Origin of the sequence: Kribbella steppae (genome assembly GCF_004342025.1) — a bacterium.
Lineage (GTDB): Bacteria > Actinomycetota > Actinomycetes > Propionibacteriales > Kribbellaceae > Kribbella > Kribbella steppae.
The window spans coordinates 403,909-422,415 of the sequence record NZ_SLWN01000002.1 but is presented as its reverse complement, the minus strand read 5'-3'; the positions used below and the strand labels follow the sequence as shown (position 1 = coordinate 422,415).

The window sequence follows — 18,507 nt, the reverse complement described above, 5'->3', positions numbered from 1 at the left end:
TCAATGGCCAATCTGGAGTCGACGAACTTCCCGCAGTGGATCGAGGAGAACAAGCACCTGCTGAAGCCGCCGGTCGGCAACAAGCAGATGTTCCCGACCGGTGACGACTTCATCACCATGGTGGTCGGCGGGCCGAACCAGCGCACCGACTTCCACGTCGAGCCGTACGAGGAGTTCTTCTACCAGATCAAGGGCACCATGCACGTCGACGTGATGACGGAGGCCGGCCCGGCCCGCGTCGACATCAACGAGGGCGAGATGTGGGTGCTGCCGCGGAACATGCCGCACTCGCCGCAGCGCGACGCGGACTCGATCGGCCTGGTGATCGAGCGGGTCCGGGAGCAGGGCACGCTGGAGAAGTTCCGCTGGTACTGCGACAACTGCAACGCCATCGTGCACGAGGTGGAGCTGCAGGTGAACGACATCGTCGCCGACCTGCCGCCGGTCTTCAAAGCCTTCTACGAGAGCGAGGACGCCCGCACCTGCCCGCAGTGCGGCACACTGCACCGCGGTAAAGGCTGATGGCGGTTGATGTCCACACCCACCTGGTCCCGAAGGGCTGGCCGGATCTCTCGGTAGCGTGCGGCGGCGACGGCTGGCCGTGGCTGCGGATCGACTCCGAGCGCGCGGCGATGATCATGGTCGGCTCCTCGGAGTTCCGCCCGATCGGCCCGCAGACGTGGGATCCGTCCGTCCGGCGGGCCGATATGGATGCCGATGGCATCGATATCCAGGTGGTGTCGCCGACGCCGGTGTTCTTCGCCTACGACCGACCGGCCGACCAGGCGGTCAAGGTGGCCCGGATCTTCAACGACCTGACCCTGGAGACACTGGCCGGCGACGACCGGTTCGTCCCGTTCTGCCAGGTGCCGCTGCAGGACCCGGACGCGGCCTGCGCCGAGCTGGACCGGTGCCGGGCGGCCGGGCATGTGGGCGTCGAGATCGGCAACCACGTTGGCGACAAGGACCTTGACGACGCCGGGATCGTTGCCTTTCTCAATCACTGCGCCGAGACCGGTACTCCGGTCCTGGTGCACCCGTGGGACATGCCGGGCGGCCCGCGACTGGACCGCTGGATGGCTCGCTGGCTGACCGGGATGCCGGCCGAGACCCATTTGTCACTGCTGGCGATGATCCTCGGCGGTGCGTTCGACGCGCTGCCGCCGTCCCTGAGGATCTGTTTCGCCCACGGCGGCGGGAGTTTCGCGTTCTGGCTGGGGCGGGTGGAGAACGCCTGGCACCGGCGCGGGGACATCGTCCGTGGTTGCTCCGAGCATCCACCGTCGTACTACCTGGATCGTTTCTTCGTCGACACAGTGGTGTTCGAATCAGCGTCATTACGGCTTCTTGTGGATACCGTGGGGGAAGACCGCGTTCTGGTCGGCAGTGACTATCCCTATCCACTGGGTGAGCGGCCGGTCGGGGAGGTGGTACGAAAGGCCGGTTTCCTGACCGCGGACCAGCAGCACAAGCTGCTGTCGACGAACGCCCTGCGTTATCTCGGGAGGTCTGATGAGTGAAGACCGATCGGTTCTGACGCGCGCAGCGCGCGAGCCGGACGAGGAGCTCCGGTACGGCGACCACGCGGACCAGGTGATCGACTACTGGCACGCCAAGGAGTACCGCTCGCTGGTCGTCTTCGTCCACGGCGGTTTCTGGCGGCCGGAGTACGACCGGATGCACGCCCGGCCGCTCGGTGAAGCCCTGTCCGACATGGGCTGGCCGGTGCTGTCACTGGAGTACCGCCGGGAGCCGGGTGATCCCGACGCCAGCACGTCAGACATCCGTACGGCGCTCCAGAGCCTGCCCGACCTGGTCGACGTCCACGCGGGCTACGTGCTGGTGGGCCATTCCGCAGGCGGTCAACTCGCTCTGTGGGCGGCCTCGACGCTCAACCCGGTCCGGCTCCGCGGTGTGATCGCGCTGGCCCCGCTCGCCGACCTGCTGATGGCCGACCGCATGGGCCTCGACAAGGGCGCCGTACAGGACTTCATCGGCAGCGGGGTCCGCAACGACCTCGACCCGGTCCACCTACCCGCCTCGATCGCCCCGGTCAGCCTCATCCACGGCACCCTGGACTCCCGGGTCCCCATCACCGTCACCGAGTCCTACTTCGCCGCCCACCCCACCGCCCGCTTCACCCGGGTGGAGTCCGCCGGCCACTTCGAACTCATCGACCCGCTCGCCGAAGCCTGGCACGACGTCACTGCCGAACTCACCCGGCTGACAGGCTGATCATGCTCAAGGGGGAACGGGTTGTCCTGCGTCCGGTGCGTGAGCGCGATCTCGCGGCCTTCATCACCGCGCACACCGAGATCTCCAACCGGGGCGAGTTCTTCCCGCTCGGCGTCCGGCCGGAGTCGGTCCTCCGGCGAGCGTACGCCGAGACAGGCTTCTGGGAGCGGGACGAGGGCACCCTGCTGATCTGGGACCGGGACGATGTCCTGGTCGGCCACATCGAGTTCTTCCGGCCGGTCAACTACTGGGACGCGTACGAGCTCTCCTACCAGCTCTACGGCCCGGAGCACGCCGGCCAGGGGTACACGACCGAGGCGGTGCGCCTGCTGGTCGACTACTTGTTCGCGGCGAAGAAGGTCAACCGGCTCTCCCTGGTGATCGTGCCCGAGAACGCCCCGAGCCGGCGGATCGCGGAGAAGTGTGGATTCCAGCTCGAGGGCACGGCCCGCGGAGCCTTCTTCAACCGCGGCCGCAACGTCGACGTACTCATCTACGCCTTACTCCGCGACGACCCCCGCCCTTGGCACACCCCTACGTAGGGCACTCTCAGCCGCGAGCAGGCCGTCAGCTGAGGCGTTTGGCGGCGGTGAGGAGGCCCTCGGAGGTGGGGAGGAGGGCGGAGACCAGGTCGTCGTCGTCGCGGACAGCGCGGATGAGGTCGCGCAGGGCGTTGGTCTCGGGGTCCCGGTGGGCCGGGTCCGCCACGCGGCCGCCGGTGAGGATGCCGGCGAAGGCGACGACGCCGCCGGGGCGGAGCAGGCGGAGGGCCTCGTGCAGGTACGCCGTGTTCTGGCGCCGGTCGGCGTCGCAGAAGACCAGGTCGTAGTGGCCGTCGGTGAGCCGGGTGACGACGTCCAGCCCGGCGCCGGCGATCAGGCGGAACCGGTTCGACGCGACGCCGGCGTCGAGGAACGTCTTGCGGGCCAGCCGCTGGTTCTCCGCGTCGATGTCGACCGTGGTGAGGGTGCCGTCGGTGCGCATGCCGCGCAGCAGCGCCAGCCCGGAGACGCCGGTGCCGGTGCCGATCTCGACCACCGCCTTGGCGCTCACGCTGGCGGCCAGCAGGCTCAGCGCAGCGGCTGTGCCGGGGCCGATCGGGGCGATACCGCTGTCTTCGGCGCTCGCCCGTGCACCGGTGACGACCTCGTCCTCACCGGTGTAGTCCTCGGCGTACGCCCAGGACGTCGGGTCGATGCCGGTGGCGATGATGCCCTCCCTGTGTTCTGCCCAGTGTTCTGGCGCTGCGTTACTCATCCTGGACCGAAGCCTAGCGTCACGAGGTCCGCATTCCGTGTCTCCCGCGCTGGGACTGCGCACTCTTGCTCATAACACTGCGCCTAGAGTCAGATATGATCGGCATTAGCAGGACAGACTCGTCCTCGGAGAGGAGGTACGGCGGAAAATGCGGTGTCAGGCAGTACGTCGTACGCGCTCAGGACCGGATGACGTCGATCCCGGCTTCCTTGAAGACGCCCAGCTGGCTCTCGTCGGCCTGGGCGTCGGTGACGAGGGTGTCGATCTCGCTCAGCTCGCAGATCCGGGCGAAGGCGCGCTGGCCCAGCTTGGAGGAGTCGGCGACCACGACGACCTTGGCGGCCCGGCTGACGATCAGCTGGTTGATGTTCGCCTCACCCTCGTGGTGGGCGGTGGCGCCGGTCTCGTCGATCCCGTCGACGCCGATGAACGCGATGTCCAGCGACAGGTCGGCCAGGATCCGGTGCGACAGCGGCCCGATCATCTCGTAGGACTGCGGCCGGGCCACGCCGCCGGTGAGGACCATCTTGACGTGCGGCCGGACGATCAGCTCGTTGGCGATGTTCAGCGCGTTGGTGACGAGGGTGAACGCGGGCTCGCCGTGCTCGGCGGACAGCTCCGGCCGGGTCGCCAGCGTGCGGGCCACCTCGGAGATGGTGGTGCCGCCGTTCATGCCGATCACCATGCCGCGCCGGACCAGAGTGGCCGCAGCCTGCGCGATCCGCTGCTTCTCCGACGCGAAACGCGCAGTCTTGTAGCGCAGCGGGAGGTCGTACGACACCGCGTTGGCGACGGCGCCGCCGCGGGTCCGGGTGAGGAGCTGCTGCTTGCCCAGGTGGTCCAGGTCGCGCCGGATCGTCGCCGCGGACACGTGCAACTGCTCGGCGAGCTCGTCGACGTCGATGGCGCCTTTCTCGGCGAGCGACTCGAGCAAGGTGTTGAGGCGTTCATAACGCTTCACCCGCGGCTCCTCCTTCACACAATCAGTCAGCCGGGTGGCGGCTGGTTGGCACCATTCGATCACGTTCGAGCAGTTTCGACCACGACAAGCGCGGAGACAAGATGACGCAGACGCCATTTGTGAGCACTGAGATCGCCACTCAGCCGGACCTCTGGCGGCAGGTCTCGAACGGTTTCGCGCAGTACGGTGGTGCATTGCCGAAGCCCGGTCAACGGGTTGCAGCCGTGGGTTGCGGCACGTCGTGGTTCATGGCGATGGCGTACGCCGCCCTGCGTGAGGACAACGGTCAGGGCGAGACGGACGCGTTCGCGGGCTCGGAGTTCCCGGCCGGCCGGGCGTACGACGTGGTGGTCGTGATCAGCCGGTCCGGTACGACGACCGAGGTGCTGGACCTGATCCGGGCGACCGATGTGCCGACCGTGGCGATCACCGCGACTCCCGGCTCGCCGATCACTGAGCTGGCCGACCACATCATCCTGCTGGACTTCGCCGATGAGCAGTCCGTCGTCCAAACGCGCTTCGCGACGACCACTCTGGCGCTGCTGCGGGCGTCGCTGGGGGAGGACCTGCAGCAGGCGGCTGCCGACGCGGAGACCGCGCTGACGCTGGACGTGGACGAGCTGGCAAAGCTGGAGCAGGTCACGTACCTCGGCACGCGGTGGACCGTCGGCCTGGCGCATGAGGCGGGCCTGAAGCAGCGTGAGGCCGCGTCGGCCTGGACCGAGGCGTACCCGGCGATGGACTACCGGCACGGCCCGATCGCGATCGCCCAGCCCGGCCGCGGCGTCTGGATCTTCGGTACGCCGCCGGCCGGCCTGCTCGACGACGTCACCGCCACCGGCGCCACGATCGTCCACCATCCCGACCTCGACCCGATGGCGTCCCTGGTGGTCGCCCAACGCGTCGCCGTCGCCAAGTCCCTCGCCCTGGGCCTCAACCCGGACCAGCCCCGCAGCCTCTCCCGCTCCGTCATCCTCGACTGACGGCTGCGGCCGGTTGGCGGTCCAGCGCCGCCAACCGGCCCAAGCCTGCCGCGGCAACCATGGTCAGGGCTACGGCCAGCAGTACCTTGTGGGTGCCGATGACGGGGACGAGGAGTCCTGCGGCGACCTGGCCGAGGGCTGAGGCGCCGACGCGGAGGCTGGCGGCTGTCGCCAAGCCGGGTGGGACGTGGGGCCAGTGTTTGGCTGCGATGACGGCGCTCGGACTGGCCGGGTTCGCTGCCGGCCACGGGTTCGCCGCCATCGGGACCTGTGCGGCTGTCGACTGTGAGCGCGTCTTCGTGAACGCGGCCGAGCGGCGGCCCCGGCGGTTCTGCTCGCCGACGTGTTCCAGTCGCACCCGGGTCGCGTCCCACCGCGCCCGCCGGAGCGGTGGACGAGAGGCCTAGGATCGAGGCGGAACGTCCGGGAAACGAGGGAGTGCGAGTTGAGTCACACCGTGGTGGCAGAGCTGGTGGCGAATGTGCTGAAGGTCACAGCCCGGGCCGGGGACACGGTGGGGCCGGAGGACACCCTGGTCATCCTGGAGTCGATGAAGATGGAGATCCCGGTGCTGGCCGAGGTGGCCGGCACCATCGTCGAACTGAAGGTCGTCGAGGGTGAGGTCGTCCGTGACGGCGACCCTATCGCGGTGATCGAGGAGAAGTAGGCCGCAACAAATATGACTGTCAACGCGTCCGATCCTTGGGAGGCTTTCGCCGGGAACTTCCGGCTGAGGAGCCGCGTTGAGCCGTCGTACGAGCAACTCAGGGTAGAACCCGGGTGTTCCCGACGTGCGCAGAGGACGGTGACCGCGGCACCATGGCCTTCACGCTTATTGCCGAGAGGACCCAGGGAGGCGTTGCGGTGAAGCCGGCCGACATCTCCGTGGCGCCCGCGCCCCAGCCGATTCCGGACGCGCTGCCGTCCTGGGACGAGATCGTTCGTACCCACTCTGCCCGCGTGTACCGGCTCGCGTACCGGCTGACTGGCAACAAGCACGACGCCGAGGACCTCACCCAGGAGGTCTTCGTCCGGGTCTTCCGCTCGCTGTCGTCGTACACGCCCGGCACCTTCGAGGGCTGGCTCTACCGGATCACCACGAACCTGTTCCTGGACGGCGCCCGCCGCAAGCAGCGGATCCGCTTCGACGGCCTGCCGGAGGACGCGCACGACCGGCTGCCCGCCAAGGGTGTGGGCCCGGCCGAGAAGCTGGACTCCGACCTGTTCGACCACGACGTGCAGTACGCGCTGGACGCGCTGCCGGAGGACTTCCGCGCCGCCGTGGTGCTCTGCGACATCGAGGGCATGACGTACGACGAGATCGCCGACGTGCTGGACGTGAAGCTCGGCACCGTTCGCAGCCGGATCCACCGGGGCCGCTCGATGCTGCGCAAGCACCTCGAGCACCGGGCACCGCGGTCCGGCCAGACCCGCGTCGGCGGCCCGCCCACCGACGACCCCCTCAGCGCCGGAGGTGAGCACCGGTGACGTTGCAGCATCCCCTGGACAAGCTCAGCGCCGTCGTCGACGGGGCGCTCGACCACGACTCGCGGGACAGGGTCCTGAGTCACCTGGTCAGCTGTGACACCTGCCGGTCCGAGGTCGACGCTCAGCGCCGGCTGAAGGCCCGGATCGCGGCGCTCGAGTCGCCGGAGCCTTCCACCGACCTGATGCAGCGCCTGATGGGCGTCTCGTCGTTCTCGCTGGAGCCGCGCGAGGAGATCCGTCCGGTGCTGACACCGGCCGTCTCACTCTTCCCGCAGCGGTCCGCGTTCCCGGCCGGTCGCACTGGTGCTACCCGTCCGGGTGCTTCCCGGACCACGCGCAGCCGGCGTCGTACCGGCGTACTGGGGGCTGCTGGTTCTGCTGCGGCCGTCGCGTCACTGCTGGGCACAGCCTTCGTCGTCGGGGACCCGTCTCGGCAGGAGCAGCCGCCGACGCTGCAGCCGCCGGTGGCGAGCTTCTCGTCCGATCACGCCAGCACGACGAGCGGAGCGCCGTTCACCGACCCGGTGGCGCTGCTGAACTCCTACAACGGGGCTGGGTATGCAGGGCTGAGCCCGACGCTGCAGCCGGTGGCCCTGACAGGACGCTGACCGTGAGCCTCTCCCGGCTCGCCGTACTGGTCAGCACCGCACTGATCGGCTTCGGCCTGCCCGCGCCCGCTGTCGCGGCGCCACCCACCACGTCCCGCGAGGACTCGCCCCTGGCGATCAGCTGGCTGGCGCGCGCCGCCACGGCCCCGAACAACGTCTCGTACCACGGCACGCAGATCATCACCTCGTGGGGACCGCAGGGCGCCAGCTCGGCGATGCTGGACATCGTCCACGCCGCCTCACAGGGGTCTGAGATCAGTGTGGTCGGCTCCGAGTCGTCACCGGGGGCCAAGGCGTTCGTACAGCGTGCTACGAATGCGGATGCGGCGATCGACGGTGGTCCGCTGACTTTGCTGCAGGCGACGTACCAGCTCGTCTACAAGTGCTGCACGGACACCATCGGGCGGGCCGCCGTACTCGTGGAGGCTCTGCGGGAGAACCAGACACTGGCCGCCCGGTTCTGGATCGACAAGGAGACCGGACTGCTGCTGCAGCGGCAGCTGTTCAGTGTGGACGGCAAGACGATGGTCCGGGCGACAGTGTTCACCCAGCTGGAGATCGAGGAATCGGAGTTCCTCGGCCACCTGCCGCCGATGGCGCCCAACGGGATCGAGTCGCTGGGCCTCGGCAAGGTCGACGGCCTGCGCTCCGAGGGCTGGGTCTGCGCGCCGGAGCTGCCCGCGTCGCTGAAGCTGTACGACGTCCATCAGGACACCGCGAACGGGTCGCTGCAGTTCTCCTACTCCGACGGGCTGTTCAACGTCTCGCTCTTCGAGCAGCGCGGAGCCCTCGATCCGGCCGCGGTCGCCGGGTTCAGCACCACCGAGACCCCGGGCGTCTACCTGCGCTACGGGATGCCGTCGTACGTCGTCTGGTCCTCGGGCGGGATCGTCTACACGCTGATCGGCGACCTGCCGCCGGACATGCTCGGGCAGGTGGTCGGTTCGTTCCCACAGGACGTCCCGATCAAGCTCACCGCGGTCCAGCGGGTGGGCGCCGGGCTGGCGAAAATCGCGACCTGGCTCACTCCGATGGGTGCACTTTCCGGGAAGCTGGGATAATCGAATTTGGCAGTCCCTACCGCGACCCGGTGAGCGGCCGCCGACCGATGACCACGACGACGACGTGAGGCGGGGGCACCGTGACCAGCGACGACGCCGAGCCGACAGTTCCAACGCCGAGCACGGAACCGACCCGTGTCCTCCCGGCCGACCCCTCCGGCCCGCCCGTCGCGCCCTCCCCGGACCCCGTTACCACCGGCTCTTCGGTTTCTTCAGCTCCTGACGCCGACTCGCCGTTGAGCGCCTTGCTGCCACCTTCACCAGCAGCGGGGGCGGCTCCTTTGCCGACGCCAGGCGGTGACCAGACGTACCGGCAGAACGGCGGTCGCTCCGTCACGCAGCGCAGCTTCGGCCGTCCGCAGGCGCAGGAGCCGACTTTCCGGCCGGTGTACCCGGGCCAGGCCTGGCCGACCCAGCGCCCGGCCTACCAGCCCACGTACACGCCGCCTCCGCCGCTCGACTGGCACCAGCAGCAGGCCCGCGCGTACACGCCGGCCCCGCCGCCGAAGGGCAACCGGGTCATCGCCATCGCGGCCGTCGTCGCCCTCGTCATCGGTCTGCTGGCCGGCGCCGGTGCGGCCGTGACCGTCGTCGCGCTGGACGACAACCGCCCGGTCGCCGAGCAGCCAGGACCGCCGGTCGGCACCGGCGCGGACCCGAAGATCCGCAGCGGCTCGGTCTCCGCGGTCGCCGCCACGCTGCTGCCGAGCGTCGTCCAGCTGAAGGTCGAAGGCGCCGACAACACGAACGCGACCGGCTCCGGTTTCGTCATCGACAACGTCGGCCACATCCTGACCAACAACCACGTCGTCGCGGCCGCGGCCAAGGGCGGGGCGATCCAGATCATCAACGACAAGGGCAAGTCCTCGACCGCACGGCTGGTCGGCCGCTCGCCGGTCTACGACCTCGCCGTCGTCCAGGTGGTCGGCCTGGACGCGCCATCGGTGCAGTTCGGCCGCTCCGAGCTGGCGATCGTCGGCCAGGACGTGGTCGCGATCGGTTCGCCGCTCGGTCTGGCCGGCACGGTGACGTCGGGCATCATCTCGGCCAAGAACCGCCCGGTCACCACCGGCGGCGACGAACCCGGCCAGGAGTCGTCGTTCATCAGCGCGCTGCAGACCGACGCCGCGATCAACCCGGGCAACTCCGGTGGCCCGCTGGTCGACATGAACGCGCGGGTGATCGGGGTGAACTCCGCCATCGCCACCGTCCGCGGATCGTCGGAGCAGAGCGGCAACATCGGGCTCGGGTTCGCGATCCCGATCGACCAGGCCCGGCGGACCGCACAACAGATCATCGCCACCGGGACGGCGACGTACCCGGTGATCGGCGCCGAGGTCGACATGCAGTTCGAGGGCGGCGCCCGGGTCAGCACCGTGACCCCGGCTTCCCCGGCCCTGCGCGCGGGGCTGCGCGTCGGTGACGTGATCACCTCGATCGACGCCCAACCGGTCACCAGCGCCGAGGCACTGATCGTGGCGATCCGCACGCACCAGCCGGGTGAGAGCGTGCGGCTCGTGTACGAGCGCGGCGGCAAGGCCCGGCAGGCCAGCGTCACCCTCGGCCAGCGGACCGGCTGACAGTTGCTGGTACGACGGCAGGCCCCGGGGTGTCCGGAATCGGCTGACCCGGCAGGCGGTGTCACCATGTTCCGGCTACGCTGGTCGCCGTCGCAGACGTCGCCTGGAACGACGTACAGAGAGGTGGGGACATGTTCGGCATCGGGCCACTCGAGCTGGTGGTGATCGCGATCGTCGCCGTGCTCGTTTTCGGTCCGGATCGGCTGCCGGAGTTCGCCCGTACGGCGGGCCGGCTGCTGCGTCAGGTCCGTCAGATGGTCAGCAACGCGCAGAACGACCTGCGTAACGAGCTCGGCCCGGAGTTCGCCGACCTGGACATCCAGGACCTGAACCCGCGCAACTTCGTCCGCAAGCACCTCCTCGAGGGCGACGACGACTACGACGACAAGCCCCACTCCACTCCCGACTTCTCCGACACCCCCCAGCGCCTCCCCGCCGGCCAACGCGCCCCCTTCGACCCAGAGTCCACCTGAGCCGCTCAGGACTGCTGCGGAACGTCCGAGGCGAGTAGGTCGTAGGTGACGCGGGCGTCGAGCGTGCGGCCGGCCAGGGGGAAGGCCTCGCGTTCGGTGCCGACGTGCTGGAAGCCGGCCTTCTCCGCGACCCGGCGGGCCGCGGTGTTGGTGGCGGCGGTGCGGATCACGAGCTTGCGGCCGGCCAGGCCGCCCTCGGTCTCGGGTGCGAAGTACCACCGGGCCACTCGCTCGATTGCCTCGGTCATCACGCCGCGACCTTGGGCTTCGGGGTGGGCCCAGTAGCCGAGTTCGGCATCGCGGACCGCGTCGCGGTAGATGTTGAAGAGGGTCAGGTTGCCGAGGCCCAGGTCGGTGTCAGCGTCCGCCAGGCACCAGTTGAAGCGGCGGCCGGCTGCAGCCTGCTCGGCCATGTCCTTGAGCCAGAAGCGGGCGTCCGCGGCGGTGAAGGGCTGGGGGATGAAGGGGAGGAAGTGGGCCGTCGCCTGGTTCGTGCGGGCGGTGGCGATCCGCTCGATCTCGTCCTCGCGCCAGGCGCGGAGCCGCAGCCGCGGGGTCTCCAGCACCGGAATCTCGAACCACGGCCTGCGAGGCTCCCGCGGATCCGTTGGCCCGATCCAGCCCGTCCATGCGTCGACCCGGCGGCCGCCCTCCTCGGCAAGCTCAGGGATCAGCTCGCCCATCCGGAACCCGGTGGCCCACGCCACCCGGCGGGACGGCCAGTTCCCGACCCGCGCCCACCAGTGCACGACGTGGAACCCGCACGTGCTGAACCCGAACTCGAGCAGCAGCCGCACCGCCCGGCTCGCCACCCCGGCACCACGGGCCCACCGCGACAGGCCGTAGTGCACCCTTGCGTTGCCGTCGGCATCCGGTTGGAGCGAGGCAGTACCGGCGTACCGGCCCTGATACTCGATCACGAACGCGAACCGCTCGCCGGTCTTCCAGGCCTCGGTGATCCCGTAGCCGATCCACCGGCGCGCGTCGTCCTCGTCGAACCCCCGGTCCGGGTCTTCAAGATGACGTTCGACCTGCCCTTGTACGTCGTCAGGCCGCGGCGCGCGCAGCGTCACCACACCGTCGGTCAGAACCGGATGCTCAGCAGGAATCGGCACACGGCCAAGTCAACACCAGCAGACGGCGACCTTCAGCCGTTTACCGCCCGACGGGGGAGAGACCGAGTTGGCGGCCGAGCAGGCCGCGGGGACGTCCACCGAGCCTGGCCGCGATCCCGTCGAGGACCTGCGCCGCCGGAGTCTCCGGGTCGGCCGCCACCAGCGGCTTACCCAGGTCACCGCCGCTGCGCAGTCGCTCGTCCAGCGGGATCTCGCCCAGCAGCGGGATGTTGTACCCGAGCCGTGCCGACAGCGTCTCCGCCACCCGCGTCCCACCGCCGCTGCCGAAGATCTCGATCCGGTGCTCCGGACCGCAGTGCGGGCACGGCAGGAAGGACATGTTCTCGACCACGCCGGCGACCCGCTGGTGCACCATCTGCGCCATCGTCCCGGCCCGCTCGGCCACCTCGGCGGCGGCCTCCTGCGGAGTCGTCACCACGATCACCTCGGCGCTGGTCAGCCGCTGGCCGACCGAGATCGCGATGTCGCCGGTACCGGGCGGCAGGTCGAGAAGCAGTACGTCGAGGTCACCCCAGTACACGTCGGCCAGCATCTGCACCAGCGCGCGGTCCAGGATCGGGCCGCGCCAGGCGACCACCTGGTCGCGCTTCGGCTTCAGCATGCCGATCGAGATCACCTTCACGCCGTGTGCGGGCACCGGCATGATCATGTCGTCCACCGCGGTCGGCCGCTCGTCCGCGACGCCGAACATGGCCGGCACCGAGTGCCCGTAGATGTCCGCGTCCAGGACGCCGACCGACAGCCCCTGCTGGGCCATCGCGACCGCGAGGTTGACGGTCACCGACGACTTGCCGACACCGCCCTTACCGGACGCGACCGCGAACACCTTGGTCAGCGAGTCCGGCCGGGAGAACGGGATCTCCTTCTCCGCCACCCCGCCGCGCAACTGCGTCTGCAGAGCGGCCCGCTGCTCGGCCGACATCACGCCGAGGTCGATCTCGACCCCGGTGACGCCGTCGAGTTTGCTGACCGCGGCGGTGGTGTCGCGCCGCAGCGTGTCCTTCATCGGACAGCCGGCGACGGTCAGCAGGATCCGTACGACGACCACGCCGTCGTCACGGACGACGACGGACTCGACCATGCCGAGCTCGGTGATCGGCTTCTTGATCTCCGGATCCAGCACACCACCGAGCGCCGTGGTTACCTGATCAGCGGTAGGAGCCATATGCCTAGGCTACGTGCTCCGCCTAACCCCCGCCGACCACGGTCCGTGTGACGTAGGTCCGGCAAGGCAACCCTTACTTCAGAGCCCGGGGGCGCCGTACACGGGGAACCAGCGGCTGAGGTCGGCCTCGAAGCGCAGATCCGTGCCGATGATCGACTTGATCTGGAGCTCGGTGGCGTTGTCGCGGCGGTCCTGGCCGACCGGGACGAACGGGTACCAGGTCCCGCGCTTGTACAAGTATACGAGCCCGAGCGACTTGGTGCCGTTGGTGAAGGCGACCAGCGTGCACAGGAGCGCGGAGCCGAAGCCTGCGTCGACGAGCGACGTGTTGACCGCGTGCAGGTCGGTGACGAGCCCTTCGACGTCGTCGGGGGTCGTCTGCCGGACGAGCCAGGTGAAGCCGTACGCGTCGGTGTGGCTGGTGAACTTGCCGTTGTCGAGCGCGAGCAGCTTGTCGACCTCCTCCCGCAGCGTCGAGAACCCGCCGCCCTCCGCAGCCTTGAAACAGACCGAACCACTGCCGGTCGGCCGGTAGCCGGCCGCGGTCTCCAGGGTGATCGCGGCCGAGGGCAGCGAGAAGAGCTGGTCGAGGTTCGGCGGGACGGCTTTGCTCCGGCCGAGCAGGATGTCGAGAAGGCCCATGGACTAAGCCTGCTCCCCCAACTCGCGAGCGAGCACCGCGAGGCGGTCGAGTCGCGTCTCGAGCGGCGGGTGGGTGGAGAACAGCGACGAGAGGCTGAAACCGCCCGAGCGCGCCGGCGCGAAGAAGAACGCGTTGAACGCCTCGGCCTGACGCAGGTCGCGGGACGGGATCCGGGCGATGTCCCCGCTGATCTTGGTCAGCGCGGACGCCAGCGCCGACGGTCGGCCGGTCAGCATGGCGGCAGCCCGGTCAGCGGCCAGCTCGCGATAGCGCGACAAGGCCCGGGTCAGCATGAACGAGATGGCGTACACGATCACGGACACCAGGACGACGGTCAGAACCACCAGCGCCGCGTTCTGGTCGCGGTTTCGACCCAGGCCGCCGTACAGACCGAAGCGGGTGATCAGGCCGGCGAGGACGCCGAGGAACGACGCGATGGTCATCACGGCAACGTCCCGATGGGCGACGTGGGACAGCTCGTGGGCGAGGACACCTTCGAGCTCGTCGGCGTCCAGCCGGCGCAGGATCCCGGTCGTCACGCAGACGACCGCCTTGTCCGGGTTGCGGCCGGTCGCGAACGCGTTCGGCAGATCGACGTCCGCGACGGCGACCTTCGGCTTGGGCATGTCGGCCAGCGCGCACAGCCGGTCGATCGCGCCGTGCAGCTGTGGCGCCTCCTCGGGGCTGACGATCCGGCCGCGCATCGCGTACAGCGCGATCCGGTCGGAGAACCAGTACTGCGCGAACAGCGCCCCACCCGCGATCACGACGGCCAGTACGGCGCTCTTCGTCAGCGCGATCAGCAGGGCCACGAAACCGACGTACAGCAGACCGAGCAGGAAACTGGTGACAACCATTCTGCGGGTCAGCCCACGATCAGGCTTGAAGCGGGTCTTCATCGCATCGTCCTTCCTCACCTGCTAGCGAGAGTAGCTCGGCCCGAAAGGCGTCAAACGCGGTCGTCCTCGCGCCCCCTCACGTCCAGGTCGGCCAGCAGCGAGCGCAGTTCGGAGCGCAGGAAGTCGCGAGTGGCGACCTCGCCGACGGCCATCCGCAGCGACGCCATCTCGCGGGCCAGGAACTCCATGTCCGCCCGGGTGCGCGCGTCGACATCGCGGTCGCGTTCGTACTGGACCCGGTCGCGCGACTCCTGCCGGTTCTGCGCCAGCAGGATGAGTGGAGCGGCGTACGACGCCTGCAGGCTCAACGCCAGCGTGAGGAAGATGAACGGGTACTCGTCGAAGCGCAGACTCGACGGGGCGAAGATGTTCCAGACGACCCAGAACAGGATCGTCGCGGTCATGTAGACCAGGAACCGCCCGGTGCCGAGGAACCGCGCGATCCGCTCCGACAACCGTCCGAACGCGTCGGCGTCGTACGCGGACCGCAGGGTGATCGTGCGGCGCAGCTCGCGCGGGATGTCCAGGCGGTTGGTGTTCCGGAACAGGCGGCGGTCGTCCGAGCTGCTCCGCGAACGGCGGTCGTCGGTGCTGCGGTCGTCACGGGGCATGGCGGTCCACCTCCTGCGGTCCGGATTCGCGCCAGTCGTCGGGCAGCAGGTGGTCGAGTACGTCGTCCACGGTCACCGCTCCGAGCAGCCGGCCTTCGTCGTCGAGCACCGGTGCGGCCACCAGGTTGTAGGTGGCCAGGTACTTGCTGACCACGTGCAGACTGTCGTCCGGCCGCAGCCCGTCCAGGTCTGTGTCCAGTACGGCGGACACCAGCTCGGATGGCGGTTCGCGCAGCAGCCGTTGGATGTGGCCGACCCCGATGAACCGTCCGGTGGGGGTCTCCAGTGGTGGCCTGCAGACGTAGATCATCGCGGCCAGCGCCGGACTCAGCTCGGCGTTCCGCACATGCGCCAGAGCGTCTGCCACGGTCGCGTCCGCGGGCAGGATCACCGGCTCCGACGTCATCAGTCCACCGGCCGTGCGCTCCTCATACGTCAGCAGGCGCCGTACGTCCTCCGCCTCGTCCGGCTCCATCAGGGTCAGCAGCCGCTCAGCGGTCTCGGTCGGCAGCTCGGCGATCAGGTCGGCCGCGTCGTCCGGGGACATCTCCTCGAGTACGTCGGCGGCCCGCTCGGTGTCCAGACCGGCCAGGATCTCCACCTGGTCGTCCTCGGGCAGCTCCTCCAGTACGTCGGCCAGCCGTTCGTCGTTCAGCGCGGCCGCGATCTCCTTGCGCCGCTTCGGAGACAGCTCGTGCAGTACGCCGGCCAGGTCGGCGGGCTTCATCGAGTCGAACGCGGCCAGGATGTGAGTCGCGCCCTGACCCTCCTCGACCTGGGCGAACCCGCTCACGTCGGTCCAGTCGAGCACATGCGACTGCCCGCGCCGCCGGAACCGCTTGGAGCTCTCGCGGACCGCCACCTTCGACATCACCCAGTCACGCGTCCGCCACTGCTCCATGGCCATGTCGAACACCACTGCGGTCGTGCCGGTCTCGTTGATGGTGACTGTGCGGTCCAGTAGCTCTCCGAGCACCAGCACTTCGGTTGCCCGTTGCTCGAATCGGCGCATGTTGACCAGACCGGTCGTGATCACGTGCCCGGCGTCGACGGACGTCACCCGGGTCATCGGCAGGAAGATGCGCCGCCGGGTGAACACCTCCACCACCAGCCCAAGGACCCGCGGCGGCTGGGTGCCCTGCCGCAACATCACCACGACGTCGCGGACCTTGCCGACCTGGTCCCCGTTCGGGTCGTACACCGGGAGACCAGCCAGCCGGGCCACGTAAACGCGCGACGGCGAACCACTCATCCCCGTCCTCGCTTCGCTCCGGGCGCGGATGAGCGGAAGGCCACACTGTGCCTGATGATGAACTCGCTCCGCTCGTTCATGATCGAAGGCTAACCCGCCAACACACCGTCTCAGCTCAGGCGCGGGCGGCGGCGGATGCGGCGGTGCAGGGTGATCGGCGGCTTGCCCCGGGTGGTCGCGGGGGTCCCGATCGGCGACTCGGCCCGTGGGCGGTCGTCGTACTGGCCGCCTCGCTCGGTGATTTCACCGGTGGGCTCCAGCACGAGCAGGTCGGCCTCGGACTTCCACCGCTCGAGCTGTTGGTCCAATTCGGCTGCGTTCAGCCGCTCTGTGCGCAGTACCTGGGCCGCAGCGGTCCACTCCTCGCTGCCAGGCTCCAGCCGCCGTACCGTCGCCTTCCAGCTGGCCAGCCGGCTGGTTGCAGGCTTGGCCGGTACGACGACCTCGGCGGCACCTGCCGTGGCCAGCCCGGGCAGTGGCTGCTCCGCACCATCGGATGCATCCGCCAGTACGACGTACTGCCCGTCGACCGTGGCGAACCAGGCCGGAGCCGGCCGGCCATCGTTCCACGACAGCCAGACCAGGCCGGCCTTCTTCATGACACCGGCGATCTCGGCAGCAGCGTCCTCGATGGTCACAGGTCCAAGACTGTCACATCGAGCCGTTGCCGAGGTCCCGAATGGCTGCCTGCGCGCCAGCCTGGAAGCGAGTGCGTGCACCCAGCTCCTGCATCAGGGCGGCGATCTTGTGGATCGGCACCGACGGGAGCACGCGAGCAGCCTCGTTGCCGGAAGCATCAAGTACTGCGCGCTCGTACACGGTCCTGCAGTCCGCACGATGCAGTGGGGGAGGGCCGTACGCTGCCTTGACCAGTCGTCGCAGTTCGGTCCGTGCGGCCTGCTGCACCTGCATGACCTGGCAGCCGGTCAAGACGAAGAAGTCCGGTCGCAGCGAGTACACCGCCGTACTCAAGCACCCTCGCCTGCAGCACACGACCGGTGCGGTCACCCTCCGCACCGAGGGTGTGGACGCTGCCGGCAACACCATCACAAACCATCAACCGCGCCTGCGGCCTCACCGCACGGTGAATCGGGACACACTCTGAGGGGAAGTGAGCCGGGTCACCGGAGCGTCGGCGGTTTCGCCGTACGCTGCCGGTGACCGGCGGGTAACCCGAGGAGAGGGAACGGTGATGGCGGAACAGGTCTTGCGCAGCAGGCGGTCTTGTCTGGCGACTCCGGGGTCGAACCCGCGGTTCCTGGCCAAGGCGAAGGGGCTGGACGCCGACCAGGTGTTCCTCGACCTGGAGGACTCGGTCGCGCCGATCGCCAAGGTGGACGCGCGCAAGAACATCGTCGCCGCACTCAACGAAGGCGGCTGGGGCACCAAGCTCCGGGTGGTCCGGGTGAACGACTGGACCACCGAGTGGACCTACGCCGACGTGATCGAGGTGGTCTCCGGCGCCGGCGCGAACCTGGACTGCATCATGCTGCCGAAGGTGCAGACCGCCGAGCAGGTGGTCGCGCTCGACCTGCTGCTCACCCAGTTGGAGAAGGTGCACGGCCTGGAACCGGGCCGGATCGGCATCGAGGCGCAGATTGAGAACGCGCTAGGCCTGACCAACGTGAACGCGATCGCACAGGCGTCACCGCGCGTCGAGACGATCATCTTCGGCCCGGCCGATTTCATGGCGTCGATCAACATGAAGTCGCTGGTGGTCGGCGAGCAGCCGCCCGGGTACGACGTCGGTGATGCCTACCACTACATCTTGATGCAGATCCTGATGGCCGCGCGTGCGCACGGGAAGCAAGCGATCGACGGGCCGTACCTGCAGATCAAGGACGTCGACGGGTTCCGCCGGGTGGCCGGCCGGTCGGCCGCGCTCGGCTTCGACGGCAAGTGGGTGCTGCACCCGGACCAGATCGCCGCCGCGAACGAGGTGTACTCGCCTCGCCAGGACGACTACGACCACGCCGAGAACATCCTCGACGCCTACGACCACTACACCTCGGCGGCCGGCGGTGCCCGCGGCGCGGTGATGCTCGGGGACGAGATGATCGACGAGGCCTCCCGCAAGATGGCGCTCGTCATCTCCGCCAAGGGCCGCGCCGCGGGCATGACCCGCACCGATATCTGGCAGCCCGAGGACTAGGGC

General features: G+C 69.1%; 23 protein-coding genes. 13 read left to right on the top strand and 10 right to left on the bottom strand.

The genetic code is table 11. The annotated features are described in order from the left end of the window. Positions 1-3 precede the first annotated feature (3 nt). From EV652_RS06875 to EV652_RS06860, 4 genes are read left to right on the top strand one after another with little or no spacing between them, the layout of a single operon-like run. Complete coding sequence (locus EV652_RS06875) at positions 4-522, top strand: 3-hydroxyanthranilate 3,4-dioxygenase (protein WP_132208137.1); 519 nt, start codon at positions 4-6, stop codon at positions 520-522. Further along, positions 522-1,520 (top strand): amidohydrolase family protein, encoded by a 999-nt coding sequence (locus EV652_RS06870; RefSeq protein ID WP_132208136.1) that lies wholly within the window; start codon positions 522-524, stop codon positions 1,518-1,520. The genes EV652_RS06875 and EV652_RS06870 overlap by 1 nt, the downstream gene beginning before the upstream one ends. Next, positions 1,513-2,235, top strand: coding sequence for an alpha/beta hydrolase family protein (locus EV652_RS06865; protein ID WP_132208135.1), 723 nt, complete (start codon positions 1,513-1,515; stop codon positions 2,233-2,235). The genes EV652_RS06870 and EV652_RS06865 overlap by 8 nt, the downstream gene beginning before the upstream one ends. Positions 2,236-2,237: 2 nt before the next feature. Continuing rightward, positions 2,238-2,777 carry a GNAT family N-acetyltransferase gene (locus tag EV652_RS06860; protein ID WP_132208134.1) on the top strand — a complete coding sequence of 180 codons (540 nt, stop codon included), beginning with the start codon at positions 2,238-2,240 and terminating at the stop codon, positions 2,775-2,777. A gap of 25 nt (positions 2,778-2,802) precedes the next feature. Here the strand turns inward: EV652_RS06860 and EV652_RS06855 are convergent, their stop codons facing one another. Beyond that, the gene (locus tag EV652_RS06855; protein WP_132208133.1) at positions 2,803-3,492 is read right to left on the bottom strand and encodes an O-methyltransferase; all 690 of its coding nucleotides are present in this window, start codon (positions 3,490-3,492) and stop codon (positions 2,803-2,805) included. 178 nt (positions 3,493-3,670) lie between these two features. Beyond that, positions 3,671-4,453 carry a DeoR/GlpR family DNA-binding transcription regulator gene (locus tag EV652_RS06850; RefSeq protein ID WP_132208132.1) on the bottom strand — a complete coding sequence of 261 codons (783 nt, stop codon included), beginning with the start codon at positions 4,451-4,453 and terminating at the stop codon, positions 3,671-3,673. 119 nt (positions 4,454-4,572) lie between these two features. Between EV652_RS06850 and EV652_RS06845 the strand changes: the two genes are divergently transcribed. From EV652_RS06845 to EV652_RS06810, 8 genes are all read left to right on the top strand, one after another. Beyond that, positions 4,573-5,436, top strand: coding sequence for an SIS domain-containing protein (locus tag EV652_RS06845; RefSeq protein ID WP_242001611.1), 864 nt, complete (start codon positions 4,573-4,575; stop codon positions 5,434-5,436). Between the two features lie 59 nt (positions 5,437-5,495). Continuing rightward, entirely contained in the window at positions 5,496-5,843 is a 348-nt protein-coding gene (locus tag EV652_RS46125; protein WP_369409999.1) for a CGNR zinc finger domain-containing protein, read from the top strand. Positions 5,844-5,881: 38 nt separating this feature from the next. Further along, entirely contained in the window at positions 5,882-6,103 is a 222-nt protein-coding gene (locus EV652_RS06835) for a biotin/lipoyl-binding carrier protein (protein ID WP_132208130.1), read from the top strand. A 152-nt stretch (positions 6,104-6,255) separates the two neighbouring features. Then, on the top strand, positions 6,256-6,924 hold the full coding sequence (gene sigE / locus EV652_RS06830; RefSeq protein WP_132208129.1) for an RNA polymerase sigma factor SigE: 669 nt from the start codon (positions 6,256-6,258) through the stop codon (positions 6,922-6,924). Then, positions 6,921-7,532: an anti-sigma factor family protein gene (locus EV652_RS06825; protein ID WP_132208128.1), complete on the top strand. Its 612-nt coding sequence runs from the start codon at positions 6,921-6,923 to the stop codon at positions 7,530-7,532. Before sigE ends, EV652_RS06825 begins: the two co-directional genes overlap by 4 nt. Positions 7,533-7,534: 2 nt before the next feature. Continuing rightward, positions 7,535-8,593, top strand: coding sequence for a sigma-E factor regulatory protein RseB domain-containing protein (locus tag EV652_RS06820; RefSeq protein WP_132208127.1), 1,059 nt, complete (start codon positions 7,535-7,537; stop codon positions 8,591-8,593). 281 nt (positions 8,594-8,874) lie between these two features. Then, a complete protein-coding gene (locus EV652_RS06815) occupies positions 8,875-10,173 on the top strand; it encodes a S1C family serine protease (protein ID WP_242001610.1) in 1,299 nt (432 codons plus the stop codon). Positions 10,174-10,304: 131 nt separating this feature from the next. Next, positions 10,305-10,646, top strand: a complete 342-nt coding sequence (locus EV652_RS06810) for a sec-independent translocase (RefSeq protein WP_132208125.1) — start codon at positions 10,305-10,307, stop codon at positions 10,644-10,646. Positions 10,647-10,651: 5 nt separating this feature from the next. On the opposite strand, the gene EV652_RS06805 is transcribed toward EV652_RS06810, so the two are convergent. The 8 genes from EV652_RS06805 to EV652_RS06770 all read right to left on the bottom strand — a co-directional run bounded on the left by EV652_RS06805 (position 10,652) and on the right by EV652_RS06770 (position 17,324). Next, positions 10,652-11,761: a GNAT family N-acetyltransferase gene (locus EV652_RS06805; RefSeq protein ID WP_242001609.1), complete on the bottom strand. Its 1,110-nt coding sequence runs from the start codon at positions 11,759-11,761 to the stop codon at positions 10,652-10,654. Between the two features lie 40 nt (positions 11,762-11,801). Further along, positions 11,802-12,947 carry an Mrp/NBP35 family ATP-binding protein gene (locus EV652_RS06800; protein WP_132208124.1) on the bottom strand — a complete coding sequence of 382 codons (1,146 nt, stop codon included), beginning with the start codon at positions 12,945-12,947 and terminating at the stop codon, positions 11,802-11,804. A 78-nt stretch (positions 12,948-13,025) separates the two neighbouring features. Beyond that, entirely contained in the window at positions 13,026-13,589 is a 564-nt protein-coding gene (pspAB, locus tag EV652_RS06795; RefSeq protein ID WP_132208123.1) for a PspA-associated protein PspAB, read from the bottom strand. Between the two features lie 3 nt (positions 13,590-13,592). Further along, on the bottom strand, positions 13,593-14,489 hold the full coding sequence (gene htpX / locus EV652_RS06790) for a zinc metalloprotease HtpX (protein ID WP_132208122.1): 897 nt from the start codon (positions 14,487-14,489) through the stop codon (positions 13,593-13,595). A 50-nt stretch (positions 14,490-14,539) separates the two neighbouring features. Next, positions 14,540-15,100 carry a DUF1003 domain-containing protein gene (locus tag EV652_RS06785; RefSeq protein ID WP_132208121.1) on the bottom strand — a complete coding sequence of 187 codons (561 nt, stop codon included), beginning with the start codon at positions 15,098-15,100 and terminating at the stop codon, positions 14,540-14,542. Beyond that, positions 15,090-16,352 carry a magnesium transporter MgtE N-terminal domain-containing protein gene (locus EV652_RS06780; RefSeq protein WP_132208120.1) on the bottom strand — a complete coding sequence of 421 codons (1,263 nt, stop codon included), beginning with the start codon at positions 16,350-16,352 and terminating at the stop codon, positions 15,090-15,092. Before EV652_RS06780 ends, EV652_RS06785 begins: the two co-directional genes overlap by 11 nt. Before the next feature lie 110 nt (positions 16,353-16,462). Next, positions 16,463-16,990 (bottom strand): hypothetical protein, encoded by a 528-nt coding sequence (locus EV652_RS06775; protein WP_132208119.1) that lies wholly within the window; start codon positions 16,988-16,990, stop codon positions 16,463-16,465. A 13-nt stretch (positions 16,991-17,003) separates the two neighbouring features. Then, positions 17,004-17,324 (bottom strand): hypothetical protein, encoded by a 321-nt coding sequence (locus EV652_RS06770; RefSeq protein ID WP_132208118.1) that lies wholly within the window; start codon positions 17,322-17,324, stop codon positions 17,004-17,006. A 220-nt stretch (positions 17,325-17,544) separates the two neighbouring features. On the opposite strand from EV652_RS06770, the gene EV652_RS06765 reads away from it, so the two are divergent. Next, positions 17,545-18,504: an HpcH/HpaI aldolase/citrate lyase family protein gene (locus EV652_RS06765; RefSeq protein WP_132208117.1), complete on the top strand. Its 960-nt coding sequence runs from the start codon at positions 17,545-17,547 to the stop codon at positions 18,502-18,504. The last annotated feature ends 3 nt before the right edge of the window (positions 18,505-18,507 follow it).